14 protein-coding genes and 1 tRNA gene are annotated in these 12,295 nt (G+C 60.2%); 4 read left to right on the top strand and 11 right to left on the bottom strand.

Annotated features, from left to right (window positions below):
• Positions 1-165: 165 nt before the first annotated feature.
• The 6 genes from IHE30_RS14680 to IHE30_RS14655 all read right to left on the bottom strand — a co-directional run bounded on the left by IHE30_RS14680 (position 166) and on the right by IHE30_RS14655 (position 3,524).
• A complete protein-coding gene (locus IHE30_RS14680; protein ID WP_337691685.1) occupies positions 166-600 on the bottom strand; it encodes a hypothetical protein in 435 nt (144 codons plus the stop codon).
• 421 nt (positions 601-1,021) lie between these two features.
• Positions 1,022-1,097, bottom strand: a tRNA-Ala gene (locus IHE30_RS14675).
• Between the two features lie 55 nt (positions 1,098-1,152).
• The gene (locus tag IHE30_RS14670) at positions 1,153-1,551 is read right to left on the bottom strand and encodes a c-type cytochrome (protein ID WP_337691683.1); all 399 of its coding nucleotides are present in this window, start codon (positions 1,549-1,551) and stop codon (positions 1,153-1,155) included.
• Positions 1,551-2,336, bottom strand: a complete 786-nt coding sequence (locus IHE30_RS14665; protein WP_337691682.1) for a BON domain-containing protein — start codon at positions 2,334-2,336, stop codon at positions 1,551-1,553. Before IHE30_RS14665 ends, IHE30_RS14670 begins: the two co-directional genes overlap by 1 nt.
• Positions 2,337-2,358: 22 nt before the next feature.
• Positions 2,359-2,946 carry an SIS domain-containing protein gene (locus IHE30_RS14660; protein ID WP_337691681.1) on the bottom strand — a complete coding sequence of 196 codons (588 nt, stop codon included), beginning with the start codon at positions 2,944-2,946 and terminating at the stop codon, positions 2,359-2,361.
• A 32-nt stretch (positions 2,947-2,978) separates the two neighbouring features.
• Entirely contained in the window at positions 2,979-3,524 is a 546-nt protein-coding gene (locus tag IHE30_RS14655) for a YraN family protein (protein WP_337691680.1), read from the bottom strand.
• An 80-nt stretch (positions 3,525-3,604) separates the two neighbouring features.
• Here IHE30_RS14655 and rsmI point away from each other — a divergent pair, with 80 nt between their 5' ends.
• The gene (gene rsmI / locus IHE30_RS14650) at positions 3,605-4,432 is read left to right on the top strand and encodes a 16S rRNA (cytidine(1402)-2'-O)-methyltransferase (RefSeq protein ID WP_443193689.1); all 828 of its coding nucleotides are present in this window, start codon (positions 3,605-3,607) and stop codon (positions 4,430-4,432) included.
• A gap of 60 nt (positions 4,433-4,492) precedes the next feature.
• Here the strand turns inward: rsmI and IHE30_RS14645 are convergent, their stop codons facing one another.
• Entirely contained in the window at positions 4,493-5,122 is a 630-nt protein-coding gene (locus IHE30_RS14645; RefSeq protein ID WP_337691677.1) for a septal ring lytic transglycosylase RlpA family protein, read from the bottom strand.
• Between the two features lie 593 nt (positions 5,123-5,715).
• On the opposite strand from IHE30_RS14645, the gene IHE30_RS14640 reads away from it, so the two are divergent.
• Complete coding sequence (locus IHE30_RS14640) at positions 5,716-6,363, top strand: MBL fold metallo-hydrolase (protein ID WP_337691694.1); 648 nt, start codon at positions 5,716-5,718, stop codon at positions 6,361-6,363.
• Positions 6,364-6,374: 11 nt separating this feature from the next.
• The gene (locus IHE30_RS14635) at positions 6,375-7,052 is read left to right on the top strand and encodes an exonuclease (RefSeq protein WP_443193688.1); all 678 of its coding nucleotides are present in this window, start codon (positions 6,375-6,377) and stop codon (positions 7,050-7,052) included.
• Positions 7,053-7,095: 43 nt separating this feature from the next.
• Here the strand turns inward: IHE30_RS14635 and IHE30_RS14630 are convergent, their stop codons facing one another.
• Positions 7,096-8,229: a glycosyltransferase family 4 protein gene (locus IHE30_RS14630; RefSeq protein WP_337691673.1), complete on the bottom strand. Its 1,134-nt coding sequence runs from the start codon at positions 8,227-8,229 to the stop codon at positions 7,096-7,098.
• Between the two features lie 241 nt (positions 8,230-8,470).
• Between IHE30_RS14630 and IHE30_RS14625 the strand changes: the two genes are divergently transcribed.
• Positions 8,471-8,929: an Lrp/AsnC family transcriptional regulator gene (locus IHE30_RS14625; RefSeq protein ID WP_337691672.1), complete on the top strand. Its 459-nt coding sequence runs from the start codon at positions 8,471-8,473 to the stop codon at positions 8,927-8,929.
• 25 nt (positions 8,930-8,954) lie between these two features.
• On the opposite strand, the gene IHE30_RS14620 is transcribed toward IHE30_RS14625, so the two are convergent.
• From IHE30_RS14620 to IHE30_RS14610, 3 genes are all read right to left on the bottom strand, one after another.
• On the bottom strand, positions 8,955-10,121 hold the full coding sequence (locus IHE30_RS14620) for a cation diffusion facilitator family transporter (RefSeq protein WP_337691670.1): 1,167 nt from the start codon (positions 10,119-10,121) through the stop codon (positions 8,955-8,957).
• Between the two features lie 404 nt (positions 10,122-10,525).
• Positions 10,526-10,825: an H-NS histone family protein gene (locus tag IHE30_RS14615; RefSeq protein WP_323073102.1), complete on the bottom strand. Its 300-nt coding sequence runs from the start codon at positions 10,823-10,825 to the stop codon at positions 10,526-10,528.
• Positions 10,826-11,301: 476 nt separating this feature from the next.
• Positions 11,302-11,961: a HugZ family pyridoxamine 5'-phosphate oxidase gene (locus IHE30_RS14610; RefSeq protein ID WP_337691668.1), complete on the bottom strand. Its 660-nt coding sequence runs from the start codon at positions 11,959-11,961 to the stop codon at positions 11,302-11,304.
• Between the last annotated feature and the right edge of the window lie 334 nt (positions 11,962-12,295).

Here is a 12,295-nt window from a genome sequence, read left to right as displayed (position 1 = left end):
ACCTGCTGCCGACAACCTACCGTCCTCTTGGTTCGCCGTCCCTGATATGCAGTAAAGCGGATCGCCTGCAACGCGAACCGGCCGCGGATTGGTGTCAGTCGTTCGGCAACCACGCCTCTGTGCGAACCCAATAGACGCGCGAGAGCGGCGATTTATGGCGTCTCCTCAGATGGAAAAGACACACCCGTCGCCGGCGCCCTTGCCGCCGGAAGTCTTCCGCCCCTCTTTGCGCGTCTCGATGGCACGAGGCGAAATCTCGTCACAGCGCATTGCGGTTCCCACCGCTAAGCAGATGATCGTTGGCAGCATCTCAGATCCGCTGGCCGATATGACGCGCTGTAACTTGCCATCTGCTGCTCGTCTATCGTAGCGTGGTTCGACCTCAACTTCGATGATCGCCGCGTACAAGCATTGCTTGCTTGTGGTTTGCGTACAAAGCTCGACAGGATTGGAAAGATTCTCTATTCCCCATTCCTTGCGAGCAATGCTGAAAACGTGGGAAAGGACGACCAGTCGCCGCAGTACCGTCGCCAGCTTCAAGAAGGGATTTGCCTGCTTCAGCCAATCATCGCGCAGCTTGGCCACGTCCGCGCTGCGCACCGACGCCATCGATCATTGTGCGATCGGCGTTGCTCTCCCTGCCCTCAGCGGAGAAATTTCTTGTGCTTTCCCCTTCTTCGACGAGGCTATTTGGCGCTCGTACCGATCGGGTGCCTCATAGCGGGTCGTCGACTCCGCTTCTGTTCGACTGACGAAGACCCCGCGATCGATCTCGGATTCGATTTGTCGAGCCCACGCTTGCGCTTCGGCTCGCGTATTGAACGTCTTGATTTGTACAGGGTAGCCCTTACGCCGAACACGCGCCTGCTACTAAAAATCGCCTCGACGGGTGATAGAGGCCATTCACTGCTTCAAGAGTTGCGTCTCAAGCTTCGACAACCCGAGTGGCGCAAAATTGGCGCAATAAATCAAATCGACTAAAGAAAAAGGGCCTAGCCATCGGCTAAACCCTTGATTCTGTTGGTGGAGCGGAGGAGGATCGAACTCCCGACCTTCGCATTGCGAACGCGACGCTCTCCCAGCTGAGCTACCGCCCCACGCGAAGCGATAAGTATAGCAGAAATGTGGGCCTCGAAAGCAAGACGTTCCCCCCTACTTCCTCGGCGCACCCACCAGCACCCAATCCACCAGCACCTTCGCATCAGCCTCACTCAGCCGAGGATGCGACGGCATTGGAATCGGTCCCCACACGCCTGCTCCGCCTTGCACGACCTTCTTGACCAGCCGCGTGGACGCCGTCGCATCTGCCTTGTACCGTTGAGCAATCTGGGCAAAGCTGGGTCCGACGAGTTTGCGCTCGATGGCATGGCAACCAAAGCACGCATTCTGCTTTGCAAGGGCCTGCGCACGCTCGGCATCATACGCCTGCGCGCCGGTGGCCGCCCCCGCCAGCACAACGGCTACGCCCCAACGCAATCCCCCCCACCGAGTCAACCCGAATCCGCCCTGCACCCCCACTCCGTGCCAACGCACCTGACTGACTCCGCTCATCAATTCGGTGCCTTCGGGTTACCCGGCTTGATCGCCGAGTTGGACACAGGCGCGGGCGGCTGTTGATCAAGCGGTTGCTCAGTCACCCCTGCCGGCGGCACTTCGCCCACCGTTGCCCCCGTCGGCTGCTCCGCCGCGGGCGCAAACGCCGCGCTGGCATCGGATGCCGGCGCCACTACCAGTGATTTCGCATCCTCGGGCTTCACGTACTGAAACAGCTTGACGACCTGCTTCACACCGGTCACGCGACTGACAACGTCCGCCCCTCGATTGCCTTCGTCAACCGTCACCAGGCCCATCAAGTAAACAATGCCGCGCTCCGTAGTCCATTTGTAATAGTTCGACGAAATATCCTTGCTGCCGACCAACGCGGCCTGCACCTTGCTACTGATATACGTATCGCTGGTGCGAGAAGAAAACGAACTTGCGGACTGTACGGCCAGTTCATTGGCGATACTGCTCACGTTGGTGATGTCACGCACGATCGACTCGGCCTTTTGCTTCGCAACCTCATCCGGCACCTCACCGGTCAACAGCACGCGACGGTTATAAATCGTCAGATTGACGTGAGCAGTGTCCGGCAATGCACCGCCGATCCGTTTCAATGCCTTGATTTGGATCTCGCGGTCCTCCGTCTGTGCCCCGAGCGTGCGCCGGTCCACGGCCATCAGCGTGCCACCGGCCGCGCCGCCCAGCAGCAGTAAGCCGCAGCCCTGGAGCGATGACGCAAGGCCCACGGCCAACACGGCATGCATAAGCGTTTTACGGACGCGAGTGGCAATCATCGATAAGCTCTCCCTGATTTGGTCAGTCTTCTTCCCCGAGCAACATTGCGTCGATCCCGTCGCATAAGCAATGGATCGTCAGCAGCTGCAGCTCATGAACCCGCGCTTGACGCTGCGCGGGCACGAAAATATGGATGTCGGTATCGAGCAGCGCTTGGGACAGCGACCCGCCGCCAGCCCCGGTCAACGCGACGACGATCATCTCCCGCTCATGCGCAGCATCGACGGCCGCAACCAACGCCGGTGCATCATCGTGCCCGGCGATCGCCAGCAGTATGTCGTCGCTGTGCCCCAGCGACCGCAGCTGACGCGCGAAAACCTCGTCGTACGCCTGCGTGCCGCCGGACGCTCTCATCAAGTCATCATTGGCCAGGGCAAGCGCCGGCAGCCCCGGACGGTCGCGCTCGAAACGACCAACGAGCGCTGCTGCGAAACGCTGCGCATCCAACATGCACGCGCCATCCCCGCACGCCAGGATCTTGCCACCGTTCGCCAGTGTCGCGAACATAGCATCGATCGCCGCGGCAATCGGCACTCCCAGCGCGTCCAATGCAGTCAATTGCAACTCCGCGCTCTCGCGGAACTGCCGCTGAATTCTCTCGATCGACATCAATTGCTCATGCTCGTTTCTCGCCCGCGAGTTTACCGCAGTCGCGGATCTTCGCTGAAGGCATCGACGATCCACGTCAGTTGGCCACCATCGAACGCGACGATGTCAAACCGGCAAGGTGGCACCGTCCGCAGGTGCCCACCTGCCAAACGCGTAGCCAGAAAAGCCCGGGCGGCAGCCATCAGGCGATATTGCTTACGCACATCGACACTGGCGAGTGCTCCACCATAATCGGGGCGATTGCGAGCACGGACCTCGACAAATACGATCGTCCCATCGGTGGTCCGCATAACCAGGTCAATCTCCCCGCGTCGATAACGTACGTTGCGCGCTACCAGTGCCAACCCGTGGCGGTTCAAATGGCGCAGCGCATGCGACTCAAAAACACGACCGACCCGCTTCGACACCGGCCGTTGCAAAAAGTTGTTCAGCGCCCCTTCGGCCTGCGTCGGCCGCGTCGGTTGTGTCGGCTGTGTCGGCTGTGTCGGCTGTGTCGGCTGTGTCGGCTGCATCGCCGGCCGGGCGGTACCAGTCGCTATGCCACGTCGTGGCACAATGGCGGGCGCTTCGTTGCTCATCGCTTCTCCTGAGGTATGCCTTGATCGATCCCCTCGCGCTCGCCGAGAACCAGCACTATCCGGCACCAGCGCTTTATGTGATGGCGACGCCGATCGGCAATGTCGCCGACATCACGCTCCGCGCGTTGCACGTGCTTGCGCTGGTGGACCGCATTGCGGCGGAAGATACGCGCAACACGGCACAACTGCTCGCGCGTTACCAAATTACGCGCCCATTGCTAGCGGTTCACGAACACAACGAACGCGAAGCCGCACAGCGCGTCGTTGATTTCCTACGCGCGGGCGAGCGTATCGCATACGTGTCGGACGCAGGCACGCCTGGCATCTCAGATCCCGGTGCACGGCTAGTTGACGCAGTACGTGACGCAGGACTGGACGTGGTGCCAATACCGGGCGCCAGCGCGGTGACCGCTGCGCTGAGTGTGACCGGCGATTGGGCGGGCACGTTTACCTTCGCCGGCTTCTTGCCGAGCAAGCCGAAGCAGCGGACCACCCGGCTCCAGGCACTGGCGTCGCGTGAAGAAGCGCTTGTTTTCTATGAGGCGCCGCACCGTGCGCTCGAGACCGTACGCGCGTTGGCCGAAACGCTTGGCCCATCGCGTCGAATGTTGATCGCGCGAGAAATCACCAAGCTACACGAGAGTCTGCATCAGTGCAGGCTGGCCGAAGGGCCAGCATGGCTTGCCGCGGATCCGAACCGGCTGCGTGGCGAGTTCGTCCTTGTGGTCGAAGGTGCTGGCGCACCCACGCAAAGTGACGCGCACCAGCACGACACAATACTGACGACATTGCTGGACGAAGTGCCGGTCAGCACCGCGGTCAAACTGGCAGTCGCGCTGACGGGCGCATCACGTAGCGTGCTCTATGCACGTGCGCTGGAACTGAAAAAGGACGGATCGGGAAGATAAAAAAGCCGCGGTTGAACCGCGGCCCGGGACAGAGCATACTGCACAAACCCGCAGTTTCGGTCATCTGACCGACGCGAGTTGCTCGGCCATCGCCACGCGAGCCTCGTCGCGCGACAAGCCTTGCAGCCGGACTCTTGCAGTCCCGGCATGCTGCAGCCCAAGCGCACTCGCCGCCGCCTGCGACAGGTCAATGATCCGTCCACTGTGATACGGCCCCCGATCGTTAATCCGCACCACCACCGTTCTCTTGTTTGCGACGTTGGTCACGCGCACGAATGACGACAGCGGCAAGCGCCGATGCGCAGCGGTCAACGCATTCTTGTCGAAACGCTCGCCGTTCGCAGTACGATGGCCATGGAAACGAGGGCCATACCAAGATGCGCGGCCCTCCTGCTTAAAGTCCGACACGTCAGGCGTATCCGCGACCAGCGGCTCGGCATCGGCAAGCGATGCGACATGACGTGCGACCGTGTCGGCCGACGCATCACCCGGCTTCCCGCGCGCAAGTGCATCCAGAGCTGACTTTGCACGGCTCGACACCGACTGGACGAGCGCCGTACCGCTTGCCCCTGCGCTTGCCATCGTCGGGCTCACCGCCGTTGGCGCTTTGCGACCGCCATCCGTTGCGCAACCGGCCAGCAGAAGGAGGGCACAAACGGTCCCATAACGTCGAGGCCATCGAGCTTTCATAGGTGCATCTTCACTATCATGAGCCGCCACCAATGGCTACGGCTCTGGGCGAACGAGCGGATGCGCCACGACACCACACAGGCAAGCTGCGCACGGTGGGCAACGATCGCGAAACGGCAAGCGCCGTGGTCCGCCAGGTTTAAGGCACGTCTGGCCACCCCTGTAAAGGGCGTCATCCAGACCCGAATCACCGCTGACGACGCTACAACAACTGGCATGGCGCTTGCCAATTAAACGCCATGCCGACCAGCGGTGAAGGCTCCGTACCGGTGCCGGGCTACGCCGGGAATCAGGCGCCCCGCGCCCAACCGGATGGGACGTGTCGCATCGACTTGCGATGCTGGATGCCGCCGCGTTTCGTATGCGGCGTGATTACTGAACGGCGCCCCTTTCTACCCCGCCGTGCGGTGCGAAGGCGTCCGACTTGATTGCACAATTAAGGTGCATGCCGACCATTATATCCGATGGCGCAAAGCGTCATTTTTACGTAATACGCCGCCGTGCCCATGTAAACGCACGGATGCGCGGATCGGGACAGGGCGACTACAATGTTGCCTTCACTTAGCCAGCCGCTCAGTGCGCTTCCAAACCCAATGCAAGTCAAGCTGATTCCCGTTACTGCCTTCATGCAGAACTGCTCGCTGCTCGTGTGCGAGCAGACCCAACGCGCCGCCATTGTCGATCCGGGAGGCGATCTGGAGTTGATTCAAGCGCAGGTGCAAAAGCGCGGCGCGAGCGTGGAAAAAGTGTTGTTGACACACGGACACGTCGACCATTGCGCAGGTGCCCGTGCATTGGCAAGCCACTACGGCGTGCCGATCGAGGGACCGCATCCGGATGAGCAATTCTGGCTGGCATTGCTGCCGCAGCAGAGCACGCGTTTCGGCCTGCCGGCAGCGCAAGCATTCGAGCCGGACCGTTGGCTGCACGATGGCGATACCGTGCAGTTCGGCAATGAGATACTGGAGGCCCTTCACTGCCCAGGACACACGCCGGGACACGTGGTTTTTTTCAGCCGCGAACATCGACTTGCGCTGGTCGGCGACGTATTATTCGCGGGATCGATCGGACGGACAGATTTCCCGCGCGGCAATCATGCGGACCTCATTTCGTCGATCTGTAAGAAACTGTGGCCGCTCGGTGACGACGTACGCTTCGTCCCCGGACACGGTCCGATGTCGAGCTTCGGCGAGGAGCGGCGCACGAATCCATACGTGGCGGACCACGTTACTGCCAGTTGACCGGACACTCAATGGACGAAATCTATGTCAGCACCGATATCGAGGCGGACGGCCCGATTCCCGGCCCGCATTCGATGTTGAGCTTCGCATCCGCGGCCTATACCGCGGACAAACAGTTGATCGCAACGTTCTCCGCCAACTTGGACACGTTGCCTGGCGCGTCCCCGCATCCGATTCAAGACGCGTGGTGGAAAACACAACCCGACGCTTGGGCGGCATGCCGTACGGATACGCGCGCGCCCGAAGAAGCGCTACCCGCCTATGTCGACTGGGTCGAGGCTTTACCCGGCAAGCCCGTCTTCGTGGCCTATCCGGCCGGTTTCGACTTTACGTTCATGTTCTGGTACATGATGCGCTTTGCCGGCCGCTGCCCGTTCTCCTGGTCGGCGCTGGACATCAAGACGCTAGCGTTTGCGATGACCGGGCTGCCTTACCGGAAGGCAATCAAGCCGAAGCTGCCGAAGCACTGGTTCGACGCCCATCCGCACACGCATGTCGCGCTCGACGATGCGATTGAACAGGGCGCGTTGTTTTGTAACATGCTTTCGGAGTTGCGCGTCCGCCAGGCAGCACATGTGGAATGGCTGGCGGCGGCAACGAACGACGGACCCGCGGAAACGACGCCTCTCGACCCGACAGCGGGACCCGCGGAGTCCGAAACGGAACCCGGACAACAGGGCGGCCGTTGAGCCGTTGAGCCGTTGGCCGTTGCGCCACTAAACCGCTCAGTCGTCAAGCTGCCGGCATGTCGGCGATCCTCAATCCAATCCGCCGCATCGCTTCTAAGTAACGCTCAATGACGATCCGTTCGTCGTAGCGCTGCTCGACCATTCGACGCCCGCGCGCGCCCATGGTCGCGCGCGCCTCGGGCCCCATCTCAATGATATGCTGGAGCTTGCGCGCCAGGTCGGCGGCATCCCTGGGCGCGCACAGCAGTCCGGTTTCGCCATCGACCACAACTTCCCGGCACCCGATCACTTTCGTCGCCACTAGCGGCTTAGCCATTGCCGCCCCCTCCAGCAGTGTACGAGGCACGCCTTCGCGATAGGACGGCAGCACGAGGCAGTCAACGCGCGCGATGATATCGCGCACATCTTGTGTCGTGCCGAGGTACTCGATTACGCCTTCGGCGGCCCACGTGCGCATCTGCTCGGCACTGATCGCACTGGGATTGGCAACGTCGGTCGCGCCGAGCAATTGGAACACCGCCTGCGGATACACCGCGCGGACAAGGCGGGCGGCCTCGACGTATTCGCCAACCCCCTTATCCCACAGCATGCGGGCGATCAACAAAAAGCGCACGTTGCCGTCGGACCCGCCCGCTGCACGCGGCGCAAAATAGGCGAGGTCGATACCTTCGCCGGGCAACACCTGCGTCTTGGCCGGATCGACCAGTCGCTGCGCGACGAAGTCCTGCCGGTCGTCACCATTGAGGAACCACACCTCACGCGGGAAACGAAAAGCGAAGCGGTACAGTGCCTTGGCCACGCGCGCGACGAGATGGGTATTCATGAACGCGTAGCCCAGTCCGGTGGTCACAGCGATACACGGCACACCAGCCAACTTGGCCGCGATCGAGCCATAGATATTCGGCTTGATGGTGTAATGGAACACCAAATCAGGTTTCAGCGCACGGTAGCGTGTCATGAGCGTGCGCACCAACCCGAGATCGCGCAGCGGGTTCGTGCCTTTCGCGGACAGCTCCAGCGGGATGACCCGTACGTTCAACTCGCGTGCGCGCGGCAACGTATCGTCAACGGGCGCCATCACGACGACATCAACTCCCATTTTGACCAGCGTGCGCAGCAGGCCTGGACGAAAGATGACAATAGACCACAGCGTATTAGCCACCAGCACGACGCGCATGATGAAAGAGTTTTTGGTTGAAGCCGCGCGCAGTCTAATGGAGCAGCCCGGCTCACACAATTGCCAATCGCAAAAACACCGGCCCGCACGCCGACGCGGTGGATATGAACGTTATGAGTGAAAGTACCGCGCAAGCCTGCCGGACAGAGACCAAGTCACTCACCATAACCGATACGAATTGCGTTTTATTCGCGATTTATCTACCATCCAAGAAATAGAAACGCGCTAAAGGGAGGCACTTTTGGCACTCGATGCGTTTTCGCAAAAGATATTGCGCCTGCTGCAGCTCGATGCGCGCCGCTCGGTACAAGAGATTTCCGATCAAGTCGGTTTATCGAGTACGCCGTGCTGGCGAAGGATCAAAGAAATGGAGCAGTCGGGGGTGATCCAGCGCTACACTGCGTTGCTTGACCGGGAAAAGCTTGGATTACATGTGTGCGCGCTCGCCCATATCCATTTGACGCGCCATACCGAGGGCGGCGTGGAGCAATTCGAGCGGGAAATCGCGACCTGCCCGGAAATTACCGAATGCTATAGCACAACGGGCGAGGCCGATTACATCCTAAAGATCGTTGCAGCCGATATCAAGGCTTACGACACGTTTTTGCACGAGCGCATTTTGACGATTCCAGCCGTCGCGCAAGTCCACACCAGCGTCGTACTGCGGGAAATCAAGTTCGACACGCAATTGCCGCTTTGATACAGTATGCGCTGCGTAGTATGCGTCAGGTCGTCGCATGCACCGCTGCCGAACCGACCATCTGCCGCAGCCGGATTTGGCACACGCCAAGACGTCGGGCGACGGCATCAAGATCGAGCGCCTGAGTGAAGTCACGATCGCCACCGGCTTGCGCGCCGCTACCCGGTGCGAGCAGCAAGTCGAGCTCGACGCCGTGCCGCAGATAATGGATATCGAACGACACGATCTGCACGCCGCGAGGAGAGAGTTCACGCTCCAGATTCTTGCGCAGCCGATCGCGCGGCGGCAACGCTTCCCACGCGGTACGCTCGTCGTCGCTCTCCGGATCGACGTGGATCAACGCATCAAGCACGTGCGGCTCCTTCAGTACACGCAGACGGGCCGTCTCTGCGATATAGTGCCCCTCGGAAACGGTGATACGAGGTTCCACGAGAATATGGGCATCGACTAATGCCGCATCGCCCATCTTGCGCGTTCTGAGTTCATGCACCCCTTGTACGCCAGGCGTCGATAGCAGCATTTCGCGGATCCGACGTGTCGTCTGCTCGTCCAACGCCCGGTCCGACAGGTCCTGGAGCGCATCCCAGCCAAAAATCCAGCCCATCCGGACAATCATGAAGCCGACGACGGCGACCGCAATCGGGTCCAGCCACCGCCAGCCCGCCAGACTGCCGACGATACCGACCGCAACCACGAGCGAGGACGCGGCATCGGATCGGGCATGCCATGCATTGGCCACCAGCATCGCCGAACGCACCCGCTGCGCCTCGCGCAACATGTAACGGAACAGTAATTCTTTGGAAAGCAACACCGCCACGGCGACGACGAGCGCAGACACATGCACGGGCGGAATTCCATCGAGATCGGCGATGCGCTGCGCGCCGCGCCACATCATGCCGATGCCCACGACGATCAGCAGGCTGCCCAGAAAAAGCGAAGCAACGGTTTCGTAGCGGCTATGACCGTAGTTGTGATCGGCGTCCGGGTGGGCCCCGCTGTGCCGATTGACAAACAGCACGACGAAGTCGGACACGAGGTCGGCCAGTGAATGCACCCCGTCGGCAATCAACGCTTGCGAATGGGCCAGCACGCCGACCACAATCTGCGTCACCATCAGCACCGTATTGAGTACGACGCTCACCAATGTGGATTTCTGCGCGACGACTTGGCGCTCGGGCAACGGGGCGGTCATGAAAAACAAATAAGGGCGGTGAAGACCATCGACTGGATGGCTATTTTATCAGTCCAACCCAGGTTGCGCCGCTTTCACGGATTTTTCACAATAAAATCATCACTTTACAATGATGTGACGCATTCTCATTCCACGTCTGCAGCACGCTGCAGTGCTATCGCGCACAATTGTGCAGTTAACCATTAAGGTACAGAGCCGGCATGGTGTTGGGTCCGGCATGGTTTGAGGCCCAGTATAGTTTGCGGCCCCGTATGGTTTGGAGCCAATATGGTTTGCACCCGGCTTGGTTTAGGGTTCAAGCAATAAAAAAAGGCCAGTGGCCCCTGTCGGGCACACGGCCTTCTCTTTTTGGGCAAACCGTGGTTCAGCATGCCCCGCTACAACCGCTTGTGGGACTTCCTTACTTATTGCTGAATCAAATACTGATCCCGATTCTTTCCAGCAATCCACTTCGGCGGCTTGCCACGACCCGACCACGTGTTGCCACTGGCAGGATCGCGGTATTTCGGCGCCACACCTGCACGAGGCCGTCCCGCCTTCGCCAGCTTGCCCCGGCCAAAACCGAGATCAGCCAGAGTAATGCCATAATCGGCCATCTTTTGTTTGATGTCGTTAACAACTTCAGCAAACTCTTTGGCCTTTGCCTCTTCGATTTGCTTTTCCAGCTTTTCACGCTGTGCAAGAAGCTCTTTGTACGATGACATAGGGGTCCTTGGATAGTAGACACGACTCGGTTCTACGCCCGTTAAGTCGCTCCAATAGAAATCACCTCGGATAGTACTGGGTTAATTTAACACAGAATGCGACTGAGACAAATAGCTGATATACAAATTCAGCATTGAAATTCAGCATTGGATTGACGTCATGTTACAAAAGCAAGCTCACGTGACTGCCTATTACAGCAGCGAACGCAGTGCAGAACCACTGGCCAACTATCACCCGTAGGCCGTGGCAATGCGTGCCCAAATGCAATTTTATTCGACAAACCGCTAAGGCGCGAGCCCTTGCATATTGATTACGCCCGTTTTTTCCCGACTACTGGGAAGCGAGGCACTATTCTAACTGTCGACGAATGGTCAGGTTAGTTAATATGCTGGGGTTTAACCTATTCAGCAGAAGAATGCGCACGCGTTCGTGTTGCGAATCATTTCTCGTAGCGAACGCGCCACCGTCCGGGAAGTCAGCCGAGACGACGCAACTCGGCGGCGAGCGCCGCGTGCAACGCCTCCAGATCGTTTCGCGGCTCGTTCAGCGCCACGCGTGCACGGCGGCCGTGCTGCACCCAATCCGCGCCGAAGCGATCGACCCCAAGCAGGCGGAAACCACGTGCTGCCGCGTCGCCCGGCGTCAACGCGTCGATCAACACCTGCTCTTCGTGCTCCGCAAGCGCAGGAAAGACATCCCATTGCGCGGCGTCCAGCCATCCCATTGCGCCCAATCCGCCGATGTAGCGGATGCGCTGCGGCCTGAGCAGGTAAAACACAAAGTCGCCCAGCGCCAGATATCGCTCAGCCTCCGGGTGATAGCGCAAATATCGACGCGCCAGCGTCCCCTCTGCCTCATCGGTCGGCTCAAACCGTCCGACTATCGTCACCCGTTCAGTGTTCGACACGTTGACCGCGGGATCGTAGACGAGAAAGCCCGCGCGCGAATCCGCGACAAGATTGCGCGTATGCTCGGCCAGACGACTGACTAAGACAACCGGACGATGCTGCGCATCCGGCGCGTAGGGCAAGACCGTCGGAAAGGGAAATCCTGCTGGTTGACGGGCATGCGTCGCCAACATTCCCACCGGTTGGGCGTGCAGCAGATGAATCGGAGCGGTTACAGGGATGTTCAAGAATCACCTCGATTAGTCACGCTGCCGTCGCTCACGGGCGACGGGTCCTATTCCTTTCCCACGCGGTTACCTGCGACGGGCGTCTTGCTGTGCCGCGCGTCCCCTGGCATTGTGCCGCTCGGCTCGGCTCGGCTCGGCTCGGCTCGGCACAGCACAGCACAGCACAGCACAGCACAGCACAGCACAGCACAGCACAGCACAGCACAGCACAGCACGTAATGATCTTAACGGCTCACTGGCGACGCGGGTATCAAGCGTTCGCTAAAATGCGTAATCTTGCCGCGTGTTGGACGCGGCCCCGTTCACTTCAGCTTGGCGCAGCTCCATTTGGCAG

This window comes from Mycetohabitans sp. B46 (assembly GCF_037389205.1).
Lineage (GTDB): Bacteria > Pseudomonadota > Gammaproteobacteria > Burkholderiales > Burkholderiaceae > Mycetohabitans.
Note: the sequence above shows the minus strand (reverse complement) of the source record. Positions and strands in the feature narration are given on the sequence as shown.

What these genes read in the sequence shown, in the direction of transcription:
- IHE30_RS14655 (WP_337691680.1), bottom strand. Translation starts at nt 3,524, where the DNA reads ATGAGCAACGAAGCGCCCGCCATTGTGCCACGACGTGGCATAGCGACT.
- IHE30_RS14645 (WP_337691677.1), bottom strand. Translation starts at nt 5,122, where the DNA reads ATGAAAGCTCGATGGCCTCGACGTTATGGGACCGTTTGTGCCCTCCTT.
- IHE30_RS14660 (WP_337691681.1), bottom strand. Translation starts at nt 2,946, where the DNA reads ATGTCGATCGAGAGAATTCAGCGGCAGTTCCGCGAGAGCGCGGAGTTG.
- IHE30_RS14640 (WP_337691694.1), top strand. Translation starts at nt 5,716, where the DNA reads ATGCAAGTCAAGCTGATTCCCGTTACTGCCTTCATGCAGAACTGCTCG.
- IHE30_RS14620 (WP_337691670.1), bottom strand. Translation starts at nt 10,121, where the DNA reads ATGACCGCCCCGTTGCCCGAGCGCCAAGTCGTCGCGCAGAAATCCACA.
- IHE30_RS14670 (WP_337691683.1), bottom strand. Translation starts at nt 1,551, where the DNA reads ATGAGCGGAGTCAGTCAGGTGCGTTGGCACGGAGTGGGGGTGCAGGGC.
- rsmI (WP_443193689.1), top strand. Translation starts at nt 3,605, where the DNA reads ATGGCGACGCCGATCGGCAATGTCGCCGACATCACGCTCCGCGCGTTG.
- IHE30_RS14635 (WP_443193688.1), top strand. Translation starts at nt 6,375, where the DNA reads ATGGACGAAATCTATGTCAGCACCGATATCGAGGCGGACGGCCCGATT.
- IHE30_RS14665 (WP_337691682.1), bottom strand. Translation starts at nt 2,336, where the DNA reads ATGATTGCCACTCGCGTCCGTAAAACGCTTATGCATGCCGTGTTGGCC.
- IHE30_RS14630 (WP_337691673.1), bottom strand. Translation starts at nt 8,229, where the DNA reads ATGCGCGTCGTGCTGGTGGCTAATACGCTGTGGTCTATTGTCATCTTT.
- IHE30_RS14615 (WP_323073102.1), bottom strand. Translation starts at nt 10,825, where the DNA reads ATGTCATCGTACAAAGAGCTTCTTGCACAGCGTGAAAAGCTGGAAAAG.